The following is a 20286-nucleotide window of genomic DNA, read 5'->3' as shown; positions in this document are numbered from 1 at the left end:
GTTGAGACCGGGTGAGACGTCACGGGTGGGGGAGAGATTGAACGCACCATCGGTGATGTAGTCCTTGTAGGTATTGGTTGACGAAACCCCTTGTGGAGCGGCGCTCGCTCGGGAGCATTTGCGCGTGTGCAGCGTTGGGAGTGAGTGGGCCAGCAGGGCGTTCGGGTTCCCTGGTCTTTGGTGGTTGATGTTATTCATGCGTGCCTGAGGCCAAAGCGGCGAACGCTTGGGCCCAAGGCAACGCATCATGAAGGCTCTTGAATGCGTGGAGCACGACCCGACGCTGCGGTGAATCTAACAGGCTTAGCTCGGTGTTCATGGCGACGATGGCGCCGGCCAGGTCGCGTTCCAAAGGCGTATCTAGTACAGCCTGGACCACTCGCTGTTGCTGCTCCACATCGAGGCGGCTCGATTGACCGGCCATTGTCACGAGCGCCTTCTGCCGCCAGACGCCGGGCTGCAACGCCGTGGCCGCCTGAATCAGCCGCCAGCGTTGATCCCTTGCAAGGGAAGCAAGACCCGCGCTCAAGCAGGCGATGGCTTCGGGGTTATGGTGCAGGGGGCTCGCGCCCAATGCGGCGTCGATCAGTGTTCGCTGCTGGAGTGGCTCGAGAAGCGCCATCCCGGCTCCCAGTGCGGCGAATGCCTGCGTTTTGGAATGCTCGCTCAGCAGCGTCAAGGCGCCTTCGACTAAGCGGACGCGCTGGAGCGGTGCGAGAAAAGCCAATCCCTGGGTCAGTCCGGCAATCGCGTGGTCTCTGTGGTCTGGCTGAGGCAGCTGGAAGGCGGCCCCGACCACTGCCTCACGCTGCAAAGGTGTCAGTGATTCCAGCGCACTGCCGAGATTGGCAAGTGCATCGGCCTTTGGCTTCATGGGCCCGAGATCATGCGTGGCGTTTATCAACCAGGCTTGTTGCAATGGGGTCAGCGAGGCCAGCCCCGCGCAAAGCCCGGCGAGCGCCTTGGCCCGTAAGGGATCGGGCAGACGGCATGCGGCCTCGAACATCTTCGTGCGCTGCTCAGGTTTCAGTAAGGCTATTGCAGAGCTTAGCGCGCCGATTGTGGCAGCGCGCTCTGTGGCTGGCAGAGAGCAGGCCGTGTTGACGAGCCTGCGGCGCTGGGACGGCACGAGATGGCCCAGCGCGGTGCTCAACCCACTGATTGCCTTGTTTGTGCGCCACAAGTCGTCGCGGCTGGAGCCTCGGCGACAAGCGATCGTGACTATGGCGGCTTGTTGATCACGCGTGAAAAACGCCATTGAGGGGCCAGTCTCGGCAATGATCTTCGACTGATTATCCCTGTCATTCATCGCCAGAATGCGCTTGATATGTACGCTGCGCTGCCGGGGGCCCATCAATGCCAGCATGTGCGAGTCGATATCATTGACTGCCAGACTTTTCACGAGCTTGTCGAATTTCTGGATCCGCAGCTTCGAGGGCGCAAACGTATGCGGCGCACTGTCCTTTACAATGTACATCAGTGTTTTAGAACTCAGGCTAATGGCCTGCTCGGTCTTTATTCGGTTGACCGGCTTGTCGCGAAGGGCTTGATTAAAGATATGTATGAGAAGTTCTGGTGGAAGTCCCTGGTTCAGGTTGCGCTGCGGGTCAGGCAGAGTAGGGGCAGGCAAGGGAGAGGTAGGCAGGGTAGGCGGGTGACTGAACAGATTCCGAAGCCATCTGGACTTGGTTGGTAGGGTGCCCGTTTTTATGACGTAACCGGTCGCGTCCTTCTGCGGTTGCCGAGGGAGCGGCGCTGTCGACGGGTTTGATTCTGCCGACGCCCGCACGGTTGGAGTCGAAGTATTCAAGGGGGCGGATGAGGCCGCCCTGAAGATCCTGGAAATGGAAAATGTCATCGGTGTCCAATCTACCCCTGAGCTTCAGATGACCCTCCGCCCATGCGAAGGTCCTGTGTCGAGCTGTGTGGGCGGGGCGGGGCCTCAGGTTCCATCTGCAGGCGCGCCGAGCACGATCCTTTACCGCTTATGGAACCTTCCGGGTGGCTGCAACCACACAAGGGTAATCCAGATGAGGGGAATGCCATGGCAATTGGTAGTGTAACTACAAGCACATCGAAACTGAATCAGATGGCTCGGGCCGGCGTGGGAGCGGTGAGTCAAATGACTTTGGGCATATCCAATATGCCCATTAATCCGAAATCGTTGAAATGGTTGCAGAACGCCGGCTCAGCCATTGCAACGGTACTCTTTCAAGCCTCCAGAGCTTCACCTGTCGTCTCGAACGTCAACGCCAAGGGGGGGGAGACCATCGCCCAAACGATTATCGGCCTCGTCATGAAAAAGAAAGCGGATCAGATCGGGGACGCCATGGCAAGTGGCATTGCCTATCTCACGCATGGTTTTTCAATTGAAGACAAGGTTCATAAAGCCCTGCTCCATTTCAAACCCAACGCCGAAAATACCTTCGACTTGGTGAGCATGGAATTGCAAGACCCGAATGGGTTCCGTCTGCCTATGGTCTCTCGACCTAGCTATGGAAATCCAGCGATGCCAATTCCACAAGTTCCTCCAGCTCCTCCGCCATTCCCTGGGAGCCCCCCTCTACAACAAGAGGCTTACTCGCCGTACGCAAACATTCCAGCTCCTCCGCCACTCCCCAGGAGCGCCTCCCTAGAACAGGCGCCTTACTCGCCGTGGGCTAATATTCCACCGCCGCCGCCCCTAGTACCTGTCAAACCTCAAAAGCTTGTGGACGAACTAAATACATCTATAAATCCACTGCCTATCCCGACAAAGCCCGCCGAACTGTCAACCACTGCACATTCACGCGAAAGACTAAAGCAACAGCAGCCTTCTCGCTCGCAGCCGCGACAAGTTGACGATATGCAGCCCCGCCCTCCTGTGGCTGCACCAAATCCGCGGGGCTCCATTTCTGGGATAGAGGGCTGGCTGGACTCGCTGGAGATAAGTCCACCACAATCAGCGCCACCCCAAGCACCACGCGCCGCGCCAAAGCAGCCACGGATGATTTCATCACGTACCGCGAACTCCACGCGATTGGCAGAGAATCCAGCCTTTGCCATTGCGCAGATGAATGAAAGTCTAGGCCGGCGCGGAGGTGCTTTGGCATACGCTGTAGACGCGGTAAACACTCAGCTGAGCGGGCGCGACGCCACACGTCTTCCCTTGCGCCAACAACCGGATGCGTTGGGTCGCACATCAGAATCGGTGCGACGAGGCGATGATGGATCGCGGGTTGCGTTCCCACCTCCTCCATTAGTGTTGAATGCAGCGCACAAGAGCCAAAATACGGGCTCAGTCCACATGACACTCGCCCAGCGTGATCAGTGCAAGGTGAGCATTATAAAGGGTCGCATTGTTGACGCCGAGGGCAAGCGGTATAACCCCAACGTGTTGGCCATGACGAGTATAAGCGGATCGGCACTCTTCGTCATGGACGTGAACGGCCAAGTGTATGTTCAACACCGTTTCACTCCCAAGGGTATTGATCACTCGAGTTTTCTGTCGGGGAAGCCAGTTGCAGCGGCAGGTCGAATCAAGATCGTTGACGGCAAAGTCACTGCTCTCAAGTTACCGACAGAAACTCAGACTCACTATCAGACGACTGAACTGCATCTGCAGAATGTCAAAGTTAAATTGGCTGATGCGCTATCGTTAACCAAATAGTTCTATCTTTTAGCAGTCCTTGCAAAAGGTCACGCTACAGCTGAAGCGCCGAACTTTATCCAGCATGGCGCCAGCGCATTCGTACCGCGTTGGCGCCATGGTGGATCATTCCAACAATCCACCCTTGCTTCATACCGTGCCTAGCGATGCTAATGCATTCATAGAGCCCATTACCTATGCGTATCGTTACCTCAACACTTTCATTTGCCAAAGCGACCCAAACCGAGCTGGACCACTATAAGGACCGGCCGCTGCCACAGTTGGCCTTGACCCTGACGCCTCTCGACCTTGTCTCCACCAACAGTTCCGGTGTGAACCGTGTATATGGCCAGCCATCGTTGCCTGAAGCCTTGAACCAAGCGTGGCAGCAGAACATCCACAAGCGTCAGCTGTACTTCGCGCTGAGCAAACTGATCAATGGTCACCGTTCCAGCATTCAGCGCAACGCACTCCTGCCGCCAAATGATGCCTCTTCTGGTTGTCAGCCGCCAGGCGATGCGCGCATGGGGTTGTCTCTGACGCTGGTGGATACTTTGCTAGAAGATATCCAACGATTTTGTGAGCAACTGCCGGGTGGTGACGAGCTGCACGCGCCCTGCCAGACAGTGCTCCAACAGGCCCGGCGCGTTCGTGCGGCCTGGACGGAGAGCCTGCCGATACCCGGCCCTGACGCAGAGGATGGCGGGGAGATGTCTCATGGCGGCGGGGGCGCCATTGTGGTCGACGTAGATGAGGCCATTCATGGCCTCTACGCCGCGATGAGCTATGCCGTTCAGGCCATGAAAGGCGGCGCCAAGGAAACCGCCAGGGAGTTTGCCGAAGAGGCTCGACTTCTGGGCAGCGTGCCCGTTGAGTGGCTGAGGGAACAAGGTACGCCCCATGGGATGGCCGACTTAGCGCTGGGCGCAGCCGTCGGTGGCGTCTTGCTGCCATTTTCCATTCTGGCGATGAAGGCCGGCGTCGAGGAAGTCAATGGCGCTCGAGCCGAACATACACGGCTTCACACCTTGAAAAACCACTTGCGGGAAAGCCTGGGCAATCTGCGCACCAGCACCGCGCCGCCGCTATCGGCCGCAGTGGCCCAGCCGCTGGATTTACGGCGCCTGCAGATCGAGCAGCAACTCGCCGAGCACGACTTCAACGTCGAGCAAAACCGCGAAGGCGGCATGGTGGGCGCATTTTCGTTGGCCTCGGGCACCACGATCGCCGCCAAGGTACTCTTGGACGTCGGTAGTAAAGTCGCGCATGTCGCGACCTCCGGTGCCGAGGTCGCCGTAGCGGCGACCGCTGCGGCGGGCATCGCCGGCACAGTTGTGCTGGGTCCCCTGGCGGCGGGCAGTGCTATGGGGCTCGGCGCTTACATACTGCACAAGTCGGCGACCAAGGCCAGGGTCTTTGCCGCAGAACGCGCACTGACGCTAGAAGCACTGGAGAGCGTACTTATTGAATCCAGTCAGCCAGCGGTACAGCGTTACCACGACTTCCTGCAGAAAAAGCTCGATCAGCATGAGCATTTCTTCAACGAATATCGTGACTGGAACAAAGGCTTCCTGGCCGGTAGCGGTATCTACACCCTAGGGACGCTAACCAAGGTGGGTGTTGTGGCCGCTGCCGGCGCAGGCTTGGTCGCGGTGGCCGAGCCGGTCACCCTGGCGACGGTGATCGCCTTGGGGGCACTCGGAGGCGCGGTGATGGGCGTCAGTTCCCAACAGTTCATCTCGGGGCACGGCCGCCACCATCGTTACGAAAAATATTCCAAGGATGATGACCTGGAGCTGGACCGTCATTTTCTCGCCGCTGCGGACCTGCTCTGCCTAAGCGACAAGCAGTGCACGCCATTGACTGGCCTGGAGATGCGGGCTGATTTTCATCGGCACATCTATCAGCGTGAAGAGGCACGTCAGGATTTGCTCGAAAAGGTGGCTGAGGACACCGGTAAGTCCTTCAAGGGGCGCTACACCTACACTGCTGACACCGAAGCGACCCGCGCCAAGCGTGGGGAGAAACCGTCGAAGGGGCATGTGTTCAAGACCGCGCTCGGGCAACGCAAGGACAACACCACTGCCCGGTTCGCGGCTGCGCTGGCATTTGGCGGAGGGCTGGCGTCTGGCCGCACCCGCGGCGCCTTAGAGGACGCGCGCAAGAGCTGGAATGACCAACGCAGTGTGTTGAGCAAGACGCACCTGGCGGCCTGGCTGAACACCCACGACGTCGACAGCTTTTTAAAACCCATGCTCGACCAGCAAGTGGAACTGATGGAGCAGCGCGCCGAGCTAAAAATCCGTACCTATGCAGCGGTAAAAAGTCTGTCCACAGCTTATCGAGGGTTCGACGGCGAGATGGAAAACGGTCGGCAGTTTCGCCAGGTGTTGCTCGAACTGGACAGGGACCTGGAAAAGGATGCACGCTTTTATCAGCAGTTGAGCGACGTCCGTGACAGTCTTGAAACGCCTGCGCACGATGATGAGGAACGCAGTCGCCGCCTGACACGCTTCGTGTTGTTGCAACAAGGGCGCTGCTTCGATCCGGCGGCGTCTGCCGAGCCTTTATCAGCAGCCCATGCCTCCTTGGCAAAACACCTCCTCGAAGAGGCGCCTTCGCGATACCGAGACCTGCGCGGGCAACTGATCGAGACCGAACTGGAGGCCACTCGCTTGCGTCGCCATTTCGAGAACGTTGTGCGCAGAAGCCAGACCGAACCGGCACTCTTGCCCGCCATGACATGAGCCATTGACCACCCGCAACCTGCGACCGTGGCGCATCGCCACGGCCGATCCTCCATGCACGTTGGCCTCCACGCCGAGCGAGCGCTATCCAGCGCAGTCCCGTGGCGGCTCCCCGAGGTAATTAATGACCTACCGTTCCTGTGCCACTGATACTCCTGAGTTCTCGCGCCGCGTCGCCGAAAACCAGCGACAACTGAAAAACCACCTGCATGATGCCTACGATTACATCGTGTGTGGCTCGGGCACCTCAGGCTCGGTGGTGGCTGGCCGACTGGCGGAAAATCTTAACCTGAGAGTCTTGCTCATCGAGGCAGGCGGCAGTGATGACGTGCCTGGCGTTACCGATGCCGGTGCCTGGTTCACCAACCTGGGCACCGAGCGCGACTGGCAGTTTCAAGCGCAACCCAATCCACATCTGAATGATCGCGCTATCCCGCTGTCCATGGGCAAAGTGTTGGGGGGCGGCGCATCGATCAATGTGATGGTCTGGTCCCGAGGGCATAGCAGCGACTGGGATTACTTTGCCAGCGAATCCGGCGACCCGGCCTGGAACTATGCCTCGACGCTCGCCACCTATCGGCGAATAGAAGACTGGCAAGGCACACCGGACGCCATGCGGCGAGGAACAGGTGGACCCGTTTTTATCCAGCCTGTGCCAGATCCTAATCCGATTGCGCCAGCGATGCTCAGAGCGGCAGGCGAGCAGGGGATGACCATTTTCGATGACCAGAACGGCGTAATGATGGAAGGCCCGGGCGGGGCGGCGTTAACTAATGTGTGCCTGGAGAACGGTCGTCGTCGCTCGATTTTCCGCGGCTACGTGTATCCGCTGATGGCGCAGCCCAACCTCACCGTGTTGACGCATACACACGTTTTGCGAGTGCTGCTGGAGGGCAAGCGAGCAGTTGGGGTAGAAGTATTTCAGGACGGAAAAATCAGGAGCTTCAAGGCTCGGCATGAAGTCGTATTGTCCCTGGGTGCATTCAATACGCCAAAAACGTTGATGCTTTCCGGAATTGGAAATGCTCGGCAACTGTTGCGCCACGCTATCCCCGTTGTCCAGGACCTGCCCGGTGTGGGGCAGAATTATCAGGATCACATCATGGTTTCCGGGTGTATCTGGGAGTACGAACAACCCCAGGCACCGCGCAACAATGCCGGGGAGTCTACGTTCCTCTGGAAAAGCGAGCCAGACCTGGACGTCCCGGACATCCAGACGTTTCTCGCGGAACTGCCCATTGCATCTGCCGAGGTGCAAGCCGAATTCGATCCTCCCGCTGCTGCCTGGTCATTGTTGCCCGGTCTGGTTCGACCAAAAAGCCGAGGCTCGGTGACATTAAGCAGCGCCAACCCCATGGATCCGCTTGTTATTGACAGTGCCGCACTCACCGAGCCAGAAGATGTGCAGGCACTGGTACGTGCCGTCGGGTTGTGCCGGGAAATCGGTAACAGCGCAAGCCTGAGTTCATTTGTGCGTCGTGAAGTCATGCCGGGGTCGATGGCTGGAACACAGCTGGAAACGTTTGTGCGCAACGCGGCCTCTACCGTATGGCACCAGTCATGTACGGCGAAGATGGGCCGAGATGCATTTTCAGTAGTGGACTCGCAGCTGCGCGTCTATGGGATTGAAGGTCTTAGAATCGCCGATGCCTCGATCATGCCACGGGTCACTACAGGCAATATCATGGCACCGTGCGTGATCATCGGCGAGCGGTTGGGCAGTTTGCTAACATGCAGGGGGTAAATGGAGCTGCACTCGCGGGGGATAAGACGCGGCGAGACGCATAACGGGTGGAAATGAATTCTCCATACCACTATCGCTGGCTGAGATGTGAGCAATCAGCGTATCCGAAGCCGAATGACAACGTCATTCCTCTAGTATTGGGCCATCATTAGGCCCAATACTTGGCTCGGTTTGCGCTTCAAGCAAAGTATCCACTCCCCTAAATGGAAGACTGGGGCTATCAAAGACACAAGTGTTAAAGTGGCCCCAGTTAGGCTGTTCAGCCTGGCCAGCAACAGAGCTTCTCCTGCCAGGTGGTCTGGAATCGAAAGCCCGAACCGCTGGCGCAATTTTGGTGTGCCTGGGATCGGTCAACCTGTCAACGAAGATGCCCGTGCATTAAACCTTCATAAGGCCAACGATTGCCCAAGTCCGGTCCTGTCCGGGGGGCAGGCCGAGAATTGCCGTGACCAACTTCTGCTGCTGCGACTCTTCGAGCGCCATCAGCCCAGTGCCCAGCCCGGCGATCGCCATTGCTTTGGGAGCCCAATCAGACAGGTCGAAGGTTGCCGTGAGTAGTTGCTGCCGCTGTGAAGGGTCGAGCGCCGCCAGCCCGTAGGCTAACCCGGTGATCGCCCTTGCATTGTCAGACTCATCAGGCAGGCCGAGGGTTGCCGTGACCAGCTCCTGCCGCTGCGAAGGAGAGAGTGCCGCCAGTCCATGGCCTAAGCCGGCGATCGCCCATGCTCTGAGCGAATCGACAGACAGGCCGAGGGTTGCGGTGACCAGCTCCTGCCGCTGCGAAGGGTCGAGCGCCGCCAGCCCTTGGCCTAACCCGGCGATCGCCCTTGCTTTGTAAATCTCGTTAGACAGGCCGGTGGCTGCGGTGACCAGCTCCTGCCGCTGTGAAGGGTCGAGCGCCGCCAGCCCGTGGCCTAACCCGGCGATCACCGCTGCTTTGTAACTCTCGTGAGACAGGCCGAGGGTTGCCGTGAGTAGCTCCTGCCGCTGTGAAGGGTCGAGCGCCGCCAGCCCGTGGCCTAACCCGGCGATCACCGCTGCTTTGTAACTCTCGTGAGACAGGCCGAGGGTTGCCGTGAGTAGCTGCTGCCGCTGTATAGGGGCGAGTGCCGCCAGGCCGTGGCCTAACCCGGCGATCGCTACTGCTTTGTCACTCTTGTCAGACAGGCCGAGTGCTGCGGTGACCAGCGCCTGCCGCTGTAAAGGGTCAAGCGCCGCGAGCCCGTCGCCTAACCCGGCGATCGCCAGTGCTTTGTAAATCTCGAGAGACATGCCGAGGGTTGCGGTGACCAGCGCCTCATGATCCGACGGCTCGAGAGCCGCAAGCCCGGCGCCCAGTTCGGCGATCGCAGTGCCCTTATATGAGTCCTGCAAACTGAAGGTGGCTGTGAGCAGCGCTTTCCGATCTGAGGGTTCGAGCGCCTCCAGCCTGGCGCACAAATGGACGATCGATACTTTCTTTCTAGATCCATCGGATAGACCGAGGACTCTCGTGACGTGCCTCTTGAGCTGTTTCGGCCCCATTACCTCCAGCATCGGACTTTCGATCTTGTCAACCGACGCGCGGGTTATGTAGTTATCGAAGAGGGGGATCAACTGTTTCAGTAAATGGTAATGAGCCAAGAGCGGCTTATCATACGCCACCGCCCTGGTTAGGTACTGGTTGGTGCGTATGATGGAGTACAGCCCAATGGCCGTATCCCTAGCTGAGCCACTAGCTACATGCCCGATAATGGATATTACCAACTCCAGGGGCAGGTCCTTGAATCCGATCCTGGGCGCTGTGCCCGATGAAGCAAGGGCCGGGTTGGCAAAAATCCTGGTTTGTAGTGCGGGATCGCCTTGCGTTATTGGCTTTCCGTTATTATCGGTACGTACCGTTGGCGTCCTGGTTTCCGCTGTTGCTGTTGCTGTTGCTGTTGCTGGAAGCGAAACAGAGGCAGGTATGGTGGGTGACACATCAGGGGAGAAAGATTTGGAGGAAATACAAAGTTCCATCGGTTACAGATTCCTTTGCTTAAAGTTGACCGCCAGGCCGATGACGGCTGGAAAAATGCCAAGGATTGACCCACGGCCTAAGCTGCTGAGTGGTCTGAGGTCGGTTCGGGTTCCGGGCACAAAACACAATAGTTGAGTGGTCTGGCATCGAAAGCCCGAACCGCTGGCGCGAGTTTGGTGTGGCTGGGATCGGCCACCCTGGCAACAAAGATGGCCAGGACTGTCAGAAATTTTGTGTTCGGGCATAACATGAGTAAGAGGTGCATGTATGCCAACAAAAAAGAAACTCGCGCTACGAGAGCTGCCGAACATCCCAAAGGAGCTGCTTGAGCAGTTCGCCAACGGGCCAATGACCGCCGAAGCCATCGAGGATGCCTCTGCGGCGCTCAAGAAGGCTTTGATAGAGCGAGCCTTGAGCGCTGAGCTCGGCCATCACCTTGGCTATCCGCCGGGCGCGCAGCGCCCAGCGGATGAAACCAACCAGCGCAATGGCAGTGATCTATACGACCAACGCCATCGAGAGCATCAACGCTCAACTACGGAAGATCATCAAGACTCGCGGTTACTTCCCGATTCTGTACGGAGATCGATTTATCAGGCCGACTTGGTAAAGCATGGTCTGCCTGACGGCATGCTGATACCGGCCCGTACACAAAAATCTGACAGTCCCAGATGGCCGCGTATTTTCAAAGTTGATAACTCATAAGGCCAACGATCGCGTTAGTCCGGTTCTTTCCGGGGAGCAGGTCGAGTACGGCCGTGACCAGCCTCTCCCGCTGCGACTCTTCGAGCGTCATCTCCCGGCGACCGCCCGCCTCTGGCTCCGCCTGCGGAGCATGCCGCGCCGCATCAGGCTGCGCAAAAAATCCGTCCAGAACGCGGCCTCCAAGGGGCCCCACGCGCATGTCCAACACTTCACCGCCTCCGTCGGTATTGACGGCTACGGCGATTATGACGGCGAACGACACGATCCGTCCTGCCTCCCGCACTTTCACGTACGTTGCATCGATCCAGAGATAGGGCCAATCCCCTTCGAGGGGACGATCCAAGAAGGCGTGAAGACGTTCATCGATTTCGCTCGCGAGTCGAGAAACCCGGCTTTTGGAAATCCCGCTCATGCCCATGGCCTTGACCCACTCGTCGACCGAGCGCGTCGAAACGCCCTGGATGTAGGCCTCCTGAATCACCGCGTCCAAGGCTTTTTCAGCGGTTCGACGCGGTTCCAGAAAACCGGGAAAGTAACGACCGCTGCGCGGGATGCGCAGATCAACATCACCGGTTCGAGTCTGCCACAGGCGGTCTCGATAACCGTTGCTGCTGTTGGTCGTTCCATGCTTTTGATGTCATAACCGGCACCGAACAGGCCTTCGACATCGAGCTCCATCATGCGCTGGGCGACAAACTGGATCATTTGCCTAAGCAAATCGACCTCAGCGCCTTTCTCAAGCAGCTCGTTCAGTGAGACAGTAGGTTGGGTCATCGTGGTTGTGCTGGTTCCGGTAAGGTCTTTGCAAACTCAACCTTAGCCAAGCACCACGGTGACCTACCTCTTTCGCCGCAAAGGCGCCTTCGGCGGGTTTCAGTTACACCACTTCCTGGGACACGATCGTTCACGGCGCTGGACTATCTTCAGGGACGCTTGATCAGTTCCGTCGAGCGACAACACCGGCATCAGGCATGGCTGGAGTTTCTCAAGAAGATCAATCGCGAAACGCCCAAGCACCTTCAGTTGCATTTGATCGTCGACAACTACGCTACGCACAAGCATCCAAAAGTGAAGGCATGGCTTGAGAAGCACAAACGCTTCCACATGCATTTCACCGCGACCTCCAGTGCGTGGATGAACATGGTTGAACGCTTCTCTCGCGACATCACGGTGTACCTGCGTGACGGCAGTTTCAGTTCGGTTCGCGAACTGGAAAGCTCGATCACCACGTTCCTGGCACTGCGAAATGCGCAACCGACGCGGTATATCTGGAACGCCAAGGGGAAAGATATTTTGAACGAGATACAGCGAGCCCGTGAGGCAATGGTCTTACAGGCATGAGGAGCTTTATTTGTGAGACAGCACACTAGGGTATCTGCCTGCACGCAGCGGACAGCATAGCTGTTATGCCGATTTTTTAGCTGCCATGGAAGGAATGACAGACCTGCCGATTTGTATGCCGTCTGCCCCTGTAGGGTAAAAACGCTGAATCGGGGGGAACCAAACTGTCCTTATTGCCACTAAAAAAATTCAACCCCCCTCTTCAGTGGAACTATATGACTCCGCTAATGTCGCAACCAATGTCTCCTTCCGTGCTGCCTTGCGTAAAGCCTCCTGCGATTTACCTGTTGGACACTATTCCTGGCGAATCGACAGAAGTGGTGGTGTTGAATAGGAAAAAACGCAAACCGTCTACTGTCAAAAATAAGTCACATCCGAATGCAACCACGGTGCATACACAGGCTTTGCGGGAGCAAGTAACACCCGGGCTTACACTGGCGGCAAGTACTGCGCCGATGGAAGGGGCGGGGAAGTATAATGCTTTTGCGCAGGTTCAGGCTGCCGGCATTGCAAGCGCCCAGCCAATACTGATTGGCGCGGCCCAGAGGGCCGATCTGCCGCCTCACGGCGTTACTGTTGTTATCGTCGACTATGGCTCATCGGAGGGTAAGAACTCGTTATCGCCTATGCGAAACGTCATCCAGGCGCTTCGCGCAAGAGTCACTCCCGAAGTGGCAATCAGTGTTACGCATACCGATTTACCTGCCAATGACTTCCGTGGATTGTTTAGCCTGCTGGACAGCAGTTGCGAAAGCTACCTGCAGGAGCAGCAAAACATTTTTTGCACTGCGACCGGACGTAGCTTCTATGAAAAACTGTTTCCCGCCAATTCCGTGACATTGGGCTGGTGCTCCTTTGCTGCGCATTGGCTAAGTCGAGTGCCGGTATCGATTCCCGGCCATATCATCACCAGCAAAGCCGGTGGAGAGGCAGCGGTAGAGCTGAAACGTCAGGCCGCGACCGACTGGTCGACCTTCCTTGCACACCGGACCAACGAATTGCGCCCCGGCGGTCGCCTGGTCGTGGTACTGACGGTCCGCGACGACAACGGTGTGGCGGGGACCGACGAGATGCTGTGCATGATCAACAGCGTCCTGCAGGATTTGGTCGCCTTGAACGTCGTGCGCGAGGATGAGTATGCGCGAATGATGGTGCCCGACTATACCCGTAACCTTGGTGAACTCCTGGCACCTTTTTCCAGTGCCCTGTGTCAGCAGGACTTGACCTTGCATCAGCATCAGATCGTTGAAATCGACGACCCCGTATGGAAGTCGTTTCAGCTGGACCGTAATCCCGATACGCTCCTGAACAGTTACGTCGGCTTGGCCCGTGCAGTCTGGTTCCCCGCTTTGTTGGCAGTACTCGATCTGGACCGGTCGACGATTGAACGATCCGCGATAGCCGACCTATTGGAATCCCGACTCCGCCAGCAGATTACGGCCTGGGGTAGCGACAGCCCGGTTTTCCGTGTCAAGGAAATCATCATGGAAATTGTGAAAAACAATTAGGGGTGTAAGCCCAATTAAGGATGGTTATGTCAGAACAACACAATGTTCATTTTGTGGGTAAGGTCGCACTCGTCACCGGTGGTACCTCTGGTATCGGCCATGCCACTGCAATAACGCTAGCGGCAACTGGTTGCCGGGTGGCTGTAGTGGGTCGTGATGCGTTTCGCGGCACATCAATCGTCGATAAAATATGTCGCAACGGTGGGGAAGCCATTTTCGTCAACGCAGATATGCGCCGTGCCGATGACATCAGCAACATGATCACTCAGGTGCTGGATCGATACGGCCAAATCGACATCGCTTTTAATAATGCCGGCCATGTCGAGTCGCCTGCCCGTCTCACCGACAAGACACCTGATGAGTACGAAGCCGTGTTCGATACCAATGTACGCGCCGTGTTTTTGTGTATGCAGGGCGAGATCGCGGCGATGCGCAGCAACGGGGGCGGCATCATCATCAACAATGCCTCAGTCAGCAGCATACGCAATGCCGTACACGGCATTGCGCTCTATGCCGCGTCCAAGGCAGCTGTGGTTTCGCTGACCAAAACGGCGGCGGTCGAATGTGCCGAAGAGGGTATTCGTATCAATGCCATCTCACCCGGTCGGGTCGAAACGCCTCTGCTCATCAACGTTGGTCAGGTTACCAACCCCGATAGGGGTGGATTCGCAGCAGGATTGCCGGTGAAGCGATTGGGCACGCCCAGTGAGGTCGCATCGGCCGTACTTTGGCTCGCTTCACCGGCATCATCATTTGTGGTTGGTCACAATCTTTGCGTCGACGGTGGTTTTCTCGCGCAATAACTGTAGCTGGGTCGATAGTCGCGCAATGGGATTAACGCAGGATTCGCGCTACTCCGCTGCGTCTGGGCAGCCCCACCCAGCTCACTGGCCAGCGCCTCAAGAGCAACAGTGAATCCGCGCCGCGAAGGTAGACGGATGGCAGCGGCGCCTTATCCTCCCTCAAACAGTTCCGGCTCGGGTGCTACCACCATTGACAATGGCAATTGTCGGCACAGGCCACGCGTTAAGATCAACCCGGATACGTTCATTGCATGTTCCGACACGGATGATGAACTGAAGGCCAGTGACAAGAAAGCGATCAACCGGGTTAAAATCCGACAATCGCTGAGTAAAAGAGCAACGGAGCGCGGCCTAACCTCGACAGCGGAGTTTCGCCGGTTAGACGCAGATGCCCACGCCGCCAAAAACGGCCATACCAGCCGACAGGAGGCTCGGGACCTAGAACAAGACCGCTTGGCCGTCCTTCAGTTAGGTCAGGGTGCATCAAGGGGTGATCTTGGTAGGAGGCAACGAGTTGAGAGAGCGCTCGCGAAGGAAATAGGCATCGATGTCAGGGAGATTCGCAAGGTAAGAATGCCAGTCAATACGGCGCCTCCTCCTTTGTCTCCCCAGTTATCTTCCAGCAGTGTGCGGCCCATCGTAAATGTGCTAAGCATGGAGGATACGTGGTCGCGACGCTGGAATGTCGGAGACCGATTTACCGTCCTTTGGCAACGGGGACGGTCACGCCACTTTGAAGCTACCCGAAACCGTAACGACAGGGAAGATCGCGTTGAGGCAGACTTCAAAGAGCTTGAGAGGCGGTTAAGGAAATTATGAACAGGATGGGCTGACTCTGGCAGGGTGCGCGGATTCGTCCGCCGAGTGGCTCTCATGACGCTGCTTCGCCTTTCTCGGCGGTACATCGCAGAACCTGGTACCCGGCAATCTGCACCGCGGCGTCACCAAAGCGCATCGTTACGAGCCCGACATCAACCCCAGTTACCGCGATCTGCCGAGCATTACAGCGTGGTCGTGCTGCCTGCCAGATCTGGCAAGCTTCGGGACAAAGCCAAGGTCGAAGTTGGTGTGCAAGTTGTCGAGCGCTGGATCCTGGCGGTGCTATGCAACCGCCAGTTTTTCTCGCTGGGCGAACTCAACTCGGCCATCGGACCAGCGTGCGCTTGAACTGGGCGCATGCGTTACAGAGAGCCGGTGCCCGAATGGCTTTGCCAGGGTTCCGCAATCGTCGGACTTAACGCGGGATTGTAGACAGCGGCAAACGTTGATCGAGGCGACATCCGAATTGGCATGTCCTAGCTGTAGCGACCTGCATTCATAAACACCCCGATCTGCAATCATCGCGATTTTCAACCGAAATGAGCTGCATCTATCCACCTCCGCAAACCGGCATTAGTTGCGAATGAAGCTACGGCTTCCGACCATCCAAAAAACGAAAACGAACGTTTGATGGACGGCCGATCATTCGCAAATAATGTCAGCACGCGGAAATGGAATGCAAGCAGGTGCCGCTGAATGCAGCTCAGTCGCAGTTAATTCGAGCATGGAGACTGCTTCAGTCGCAATTAATCCGAGCCTGAAATAGCGTTGATTGCAAGCATGGCCATTTTCGATTGCAAGCACTTACACTTAGTGTTTCATCTGTTTGGTGCTCTGGCCGAATTCGAGCGCAATTTGATTCGTGAGCGCACCCAAGCAGGGCTGTCAGCAGCACGTGCACGCGGACGCAACGGGGGACGCAAGAAACGGCTCGATCCGGCCTAGCAAGAACTGGCCCTAAGTCTCTACCACGAACGAAAACACACCGTGGCAGAAATCTGCCGCTTGATGGGCATCGGTCGTTCAACGCTCTACAACTATCTGACCGAGGCTGAACGCAATGCCCAGCGGGCGGCATAGTGCCATCCCTGACGATTCGCTGACGCAGTTGCGGCAGCGGCTTGACCGTTTGCCGAAAAAAAGTCCGGAGCGGACTACCCAGGTGGCCACTTTAGCGCAGTTTTATGGTGTGTCTCCCAGCACCGTGTACCGGGCGCTGAACCTCATCCATAAACCCTATGCGGCCCACCGGGCCGATCACGGCAAGCCCCGTGTGTTGCAGAAGGTCGAGCTGGAGCGTTACTGCGAGCTGATTGCGGCACTGAAGTTACGCACGACGAACAAGCAAGGGCGACATTTATCAACCCGTCATCCAGCGCCGGCGCATCGCCTTTTCATGAAACGCCAGGTTTTTCCAGACGTCCTGCTCATCCAGGCCACCGGCGGTCGCCGAGAGGTGCACATGGGGACTCCAGTTGAGCCGCCGACCGTAGGTGTGGAGCGCGCCAAACAGCCCGATGCGCAAACCTCGCCGCCTGGCGGCATACAACAGGTTGTCCGCCGCCAGGCGGCACAGCGCATCGAGCAGAGCACGGTTGTGAAAGAACACCGGCCACAGCGTGTCGGGCAGCGTAAACACCAGGTGGTACCAGGCGCAGTCGGGCAAGCGGTTGTGTTGGACGGCCATCCACTGATCGGTGGCTTTTTTGCCGCACGAAGGACAGGCTCGGCAGTGGCAGGTGTTGCACAGGTATTTGACGTGCGGGCAGTGCCCATTGCCGCAGGTGCAGTGCTTTACGCCCAGGATCGAAGTGCCGCAGGCCAGCATTTTGCTCACCGATTCCACTTCGATGGCGCGTAGACCGCCGACCTCCAGCAACCCTGCCCAGCCGCCGTTGGCCGTGAACAGGTTTTTCAAAGGCGGGGTTTGAAGCCAGCGGACCGGCTGGAACGGGCTATGGAGTGGCGTCGAGCGGTTAGGACAGTGCCCCTCACGTCAGCGGGCCATCCAGACTATTGTGGTCCACGCGCGGCCTGCAGCAGGGCATCGATGCGCGCGCTACTTGCCCCCAATCCGGCGGCGTGCAGGGCGCTGGCGACGCCCCTGCGAGTTCTTAACGATCCGTCGTCGTTATGCAGGTGCGCGTTGATCTGCTCATCCGTGGCGCCGGGGTCGGCGGCTAGGCCGTGCCGTGTACGGATTCCACGATCTCTCCTGGCCTGGCGATCTGTGGTCTGCCGTACAACCGCCTGCCAAAGAGGCGCTGGGGGGTGTACTGGCAGGTGTGCTACTGCTGCCTCATTAGTTGCTCTCCTTTGAAGAGTGTTGTGTACATCCCGCAGTGCATTCGCCAATAGCAAATAGGTCCCCTCGTCTATGTGCCCTCCCTCTGCGCGAGTAGTAAGCACTGTCATCGCGTCTGAGGCTTGTGACGGGCTCGTGAGCCCGATCGCACGCCAGTGATCGCTAGCCTGATTAGGGTTGTTTATCACTAATGGAGCAGGCCCAGACGCCTGGCTTGCGCTGTGTTGAATGGGGGTAGTAGGCGAACCAGAGATGTTGTTTATTCCGTTCATATTACGCTCTTTTTCTTTGGGCGGTTGCAGGAGCTGAGTGCAACACGGTTATTGGATTGAAGTGGGCGCATCGTGCCGCATAGCCATGGCCTTTTGCATCACCTCACTCATCATTTCGATCGGACATTTGAAATCGAAGCGTTTACGGGGGCGCATATTCAGTTGCAAGGCAATGGCATCCAGTTCTTCCTGGCTGTGTCCCGACAAGTCCGTGCCCTTGGGCAGGTACTGGCGGATCAGGCCATTGATGTTTTCGTTACTGCCGCGCTGCCAGGGGCTGTGCGGGTCGCAGAAGTAAATCGCGATGCCGGTTTTCTGGGTGATCTCGGCGTGTCGCGCCATCTCCCGGCCCTGGTCGTAGGTCATGCTCTTGCGCATTGCCAGTGGCATGCCATTGAGCGCTGCACTGAAGCCCTCCATCGCCGAGGTTGCCGTCGCATCATTCATCTTCACCAGCATCAGGTAGCCACTGGTGCGCTCCACCAACGTGCCTACGGACGAGGCGTTGGCCTTACCCTTGATCAGGTCGCCTTCCCAATGCCCCGGCATCAGACGGTCGTCAATCTCCGGCGGACGCACATGGATGCTGACCATCTCGGGAATCTGGCCGCGCCGATCCACGCCACCAGAGCGCGGCCTGCGTGTTGTCTTGCTTTGGCGCAGACAGATGATCAGCTCCTTACGCAGCTCGCCGACCGGCAAGGCATAGATCGTTATAGATCGTCTCGCGACAGACGTAGGCATCTCTGAGGCTGGGAATGTTCATGCTGCGCAGCTTGCCGGCAATCTGCTCGGGAGACAAACGCTCACGCAGCATATGAGCCACCAACTTGAAGCGCTCGCTACCCGGCAACAGCTTTCGCATCGGTCGACAAACCTGGCGGCGGGCCTGCATCTGCCGCTGGGCCACACGGGCCGAGTAGCCGCCGCAGGCATCTCGATTGCGGCGCAGCTCCCGGCTGATGGTCGAAGGGGATCGGGTGATCAAGCAGGCAATCCTACGCAGGCTGAAGCCTTGGGCATGACCGATTTGAATGGTGGCGCGCTCTTCAACGCTGAGTTCGGAATAAGACATAGGGGCTGCACCGTACCGGAAAGGTCAGGTGTTGCACTCAGATTTTGCCGCCGCCAAGCTTTTAGTGCGCAGATGCCGGGCTGCGGCAAGCACATTGCTTCAGGTGGCCTGCCCAAACGAAAAAATGCCAAGCCCCAGTCACAGGAGCCACCATGCGTCCCCTATCGCCCTGTTCCGCAGCTCACGCGAGCGATTGCTTTCAGCTCGGATTCGATCCGCAGGCCACTACCGACTCGCTCAACCAGGCGCGTCCCTTTCAGCTCCCTTACCCACTCGACTCATGAGCCTCCTGGATCGTTTGCGCGAACACTTCAACTACCTGGACGCCCAAATCAAGGATCTGGATAAGGATCTGGCTTGCCAACTGGCTGACGATGATCTTGGCAGTCGTTTGGAGTATGCCATGTGTCGGCCCGATCACCGCCAGCCTGCTGGCTGTGGAAATGGGCGATGGCAAGCAGTACGCAGGTAGTCGTGACTTCGCTGCCTCCATTGGCTTGGTACCCAGGCAATACAGCACCGGAGGCAAGGCCAATTTGCTGGGGATCAGCAAGCGCGGCGACAAGAATCTCAGGCGACTATTGGTTCAGTGCGCTCGAGTTTATCTTCAGCAATTGAAGAGCCAGCACGGCGCGTTGGCGGAGTGGGTTCGTTCGCTGCTGATACGACGGCACTCGAACGTGGTGGCATGTGCCTTGGCCAACAAACTGGCTCGGATCGCTTGGGCGATCTCAGCTGGTCATGGAATATTTAACGCAGGGCCAGATGCCGTGGCTATCTGACTCAGCTGTTGTTCTAGTGCCACGAGCCACCTTCAGGTTTTGCGATAGCTGAACAATGGATGACGTGAACGGCCTACCGGCCTGGCGAAGAACCTGCTTTAAAAATCGGCTCTGCAAGAAGCCGTTAGCCTTTTCAGGATCGTCAGGCGCGACTCTCATCATGGCGCGGGTGACTCACCCAATAGACGCCGGATAGATTTAAGCAAGCCAACCACTTCGCCCGTTAATCAGCATTGCAAAAAAGGGGGTGACCATAGAAAAGGGGGTGACCATAGATTTTTAAAATGGATTTCTCTCGTTCAAGCCGAGCGATCCGGGCCTCCAGTTCCTGAATTTTTTGCTGTTCCGGCGTCAGCGCCTTGCTCTGCGGGGTGATGCCTTTATGTTCTTTCTGAATCTGGTCAACCCAGCGGCGCAATGCCGACTCACCAATGCCGAGTGAACGGCTGGCTTCGATGTAGCTGTAGTTTTGTTTGAGCACGAGGTCGGCAGCCTCGCGCTTGAATTCAGGAGTAAAGGAACGACGTTGTTTGGTCATCTGACACCTCGATCTGGCGA

The 20286-nt window shown here is 57.7% G+C and carries 8 protein-coding genes and 10 pseudogenes; 12 read left to right on the top strand and 6 right to left on the bottom strand.

What is annotated here, in order from left to right; genetic code table 11:
• Positions 1-190: 190 nt before the first annotated feature.
• Positions 191-1630, bottom strand: coding sequence for a hypothetical protein (locus tag PSH88_RS20065; protein WP_305422237.1), 1440 nt, complete (start codon positions 1628-1630; stop codon positions 191-193).
• A gap of 414 nt (positions 1631-2044) precedes the next feature.
• Between PSH88_RS20065 and PSH88_RS20060 the strand changes: the two genes are divergently transcribed.
• The 3 genes from PSH88_RS20060 (at position 2045) to PSH88_RS20050 (ending at position 8119) form a co-directional block, all read left to right on the top strand.
• The gene (locus tag PSH88_RS20060) at positions 2045-3649 is read left to right on the top strand and encodes a hypothetical protein (protein ID WP_305422235.1); all 1605 of its coding nucleotides are present in this window, start codon (positions 2045-2047) and stop codon (positions 3647-3649) included.
• 176 nt (positions 3650-3825) lie between these two features.
• The gene (locus tag PSH88_RS20055; protein ID WP_305422233.1) at positions 3826-6375 is read left to right on the top strand and encodes a hypothetical protein; all 2550 of its coding nucleotides are present in this window, start codon (positions 3826-3828) and stop codon (positions 6373-6375) included.
• Between the two features lie 124 nt (positions 6376-6499).
• Positions 6500-8119 (top strand): GMC family oxidoreductase, encoded by a 1620-nt coding sequence (locus PSH88_RS20050; RefSeq protein ID WP_305483337.1) that lies wholly within the window; start codon positions 6500-6502, stop codon positions 8117-8119.
• Between the two features lie 378 nt (positions 8120-8497).
• Here PSH88_RS20050 and PSH88_RS20045 read toward each other — a convergent pair whose 3' ends face one another.
• A complete protein-coding gene (locus PSH88_RS20045; RefSeq protein ID WP_305422229.1) occupies positions 8498-10117 on the bottom strand; it encodes a hypothetical protein in 1620 nt (539 codons plus the stop codon).
• Between the two features lie 268 nt (positions 10118-10385).
• On the opposite strand from PSH88_RS20045, the pseudogene PSH88_RS20040 reads away from it, so the two are divergent.
• Together PSH88_RS20040 and PSH88_RS30550 are read left to right on the top strand one after the other, a co-directional pair.
• Positions 10386-10610 (top strand): annotated as a pseudogene (locus PSH88_RS20040) (IS256 family transposase); the annotation flags it as partial.
• A pseudogene (locus tag PSH88_RS30550) lies at positions 10609-10689 on the top strand (transposase); the annotation flags it as partial. The pseudogenes PSH88_RS20040 and PSH88_RS30550, both read left to right, overlap by 2 nt.
• A gap of 263 nt (positions 10690-10952) precedes the next feature.
• On the opposite strand, the pseudogene PSH88_RS20035 reads toward PSH88_RS30550, so the two are convergent.
• Positions 10953-11597 (bottom strand): annotated as a pseudogene (locus PSH88_RS20035) (IS256 family transposase); the annotation flags it as partial.
• Between PSH88_RS20035 and PSH88_RS20030 the strand changes: the two are divergent.
• The 6 genes and pseudogenes from PSH88_RS20030 to PSH88_RS20005 all read left to right on the top strand — a co-directional run.
• Positions 11589-12164, top strand: coding sequence for an IS630 family transposase (locus PSH88_RS20030; RefSeq protein WP_370694663.1), 576 nt, complete (start codon positions 11589-11591; stop codon positions 12162-12164). The pseudogene PSH88_RS20035 and the gene PSH88_RS20030 sit on opposite strands and share 9 nt — an antisense overlap.
• Before the next feature lie 239 nt (positions 12165-12403).
• Positions 12404-13672, top strand: coding sequence for a class I SAM-dependent methyltransferase (locus PSH88_RS20025; RefSeq protein ID WP_305483335.1), 1269 nt, complete (start codon positions 12404-12406; stop codon positions 13670-13672).
• A gap of 26 nt (positions 13673-13698) precedes the next feature.
• Positions 13699-14475, top strand: coding sequence for an SDR family NAD(P)-dependent oxidoreductase (locus tag PSH88_RS20020; RefSeq protein WP_305422227.1), 777 nt, complete (start codon positions 13699-13701; stop codon positions 14473-14475).
• 877 nt (positions 14476-15352) lie between these two features.
• Positions 15353-15624, top strand: a pseudogene (locus PSH88_RS20015) (IS21 family transposase); the annotation flags it as partial.
• A gap of 480 nt (positions 15625-16104) precedes the next feature.
• Positions 16105-16374, top strand: a pseudogene (locus PSH88_RS20010) (helix-turn-helix domain-containing protein); the annotation flags it as partial.
• Positions 16355-16663, top strand: a pseudogene (locus PSH88_RS20005) (helix-turn-helix domain-containing protein); the annotation flags it as partial. The pseudogenes PSH88_RS20010 and PSH88_RS20005, both read left to right, overlap by 20 nt.
• Here PSH88_RS20005 and PSH88_RS20000 read toward each other — a convergent pair.
• Positions 16664-17212 (bottom strand): annotated as a pseudogene (locus PSH88_RS20000) (IS91 family transposase); the annotation flags it as partial.
• A gap of 707 nt (positions 17213-17919) precedes the next feature.
• Positions 17920-18946 (bottom strand): annotated as a pseudogene (locus PSH88_RS19995) (IS30 family transposase).
• 265 nt (positions 18947-19211) lie between these two features.
• Between PSH88_RS19995 and PSH88_RS19990 the strand changes: the two are divergent.
• Positions 19212-19728 (top strand): annotated as a pseudogene (locus PSH88_RS19990) (IS110 family RNA-guided transposase); the annotation flags it as partial.
• A 277-nt stretch (positions 19729-20005) separates the two neighbouring features.
• Here the strand turns inward: PSH88_RS19990 and PSH88_RS19985 are convergent.
• Positions 20006-20266 (bottom strand): annotated as a pseudogene (locus PSH88_RS19985) (transposase); the annotation flags it as partial.
• Between the last annotated feature and the right edge of the window lie 20 nt (positions 20267-20286).

Origin of the sequence: Pseudomonas wuhanensis (genome assembly GCF_030687395.1) — a bacterium.
Lineage (GTDB): Bacteria > Pseudomonadota > Gammaproteobacteria > Pseudomonadales > Pseudomonadaceae > Aquipseudomonas > Aquipseudomonas wuhanensis.
This window is presented reverse-complemented; position numbering and strand designations above follow the sequence as displayed.

Excerpts from the sequence above, each read along its gene's own strand:
- PSH88_RS20060 (WP_305422235.1), top strand. The coding sequence starts at position 2,045 with ATGGCAATTGGTAGTGTAACTACAAGCACATCGAAACTGAATCAGATG.
- PSH88_RS20055 (WP_305422233.1), top strand. The coding sequence starts at position 3,826 with ATGCGTATCGTTACCTCAACACTTTCATTTGCCAAAGCGACCCAAACC.
- PSH88_RS20050 (WP_305483337.1), top strand. The coding sequence starts at position 6,500 with ATGACCTACCGTTCCTGTGCCACTGATACTCCTGAGTTCTCGCGCCGC.
- PSH88_RS20045 (WP_305422229.1), bottom strand. The coding sequence starts at position 10,117 with ATGGAACTTTGTATTTCCTCCAAATCTTTCTCCCCTGATGTGTCACCC.
- PSH88_RS20025 (WP_305483335.1), top strand. The coding sequence starts at position 12,404 with ATGTCTCCTTCCGTGCTGCCTTGCGTAAAGCCTCCTGCGATTTACCTG.
- PSH88_RS20020 (WP_305422227.1), top strand. The coding sequence starts at position 13,699 with ATGTCAGAACAACACAATGTTCATTTTGTGGGTAAGGTCGCACTCGTC.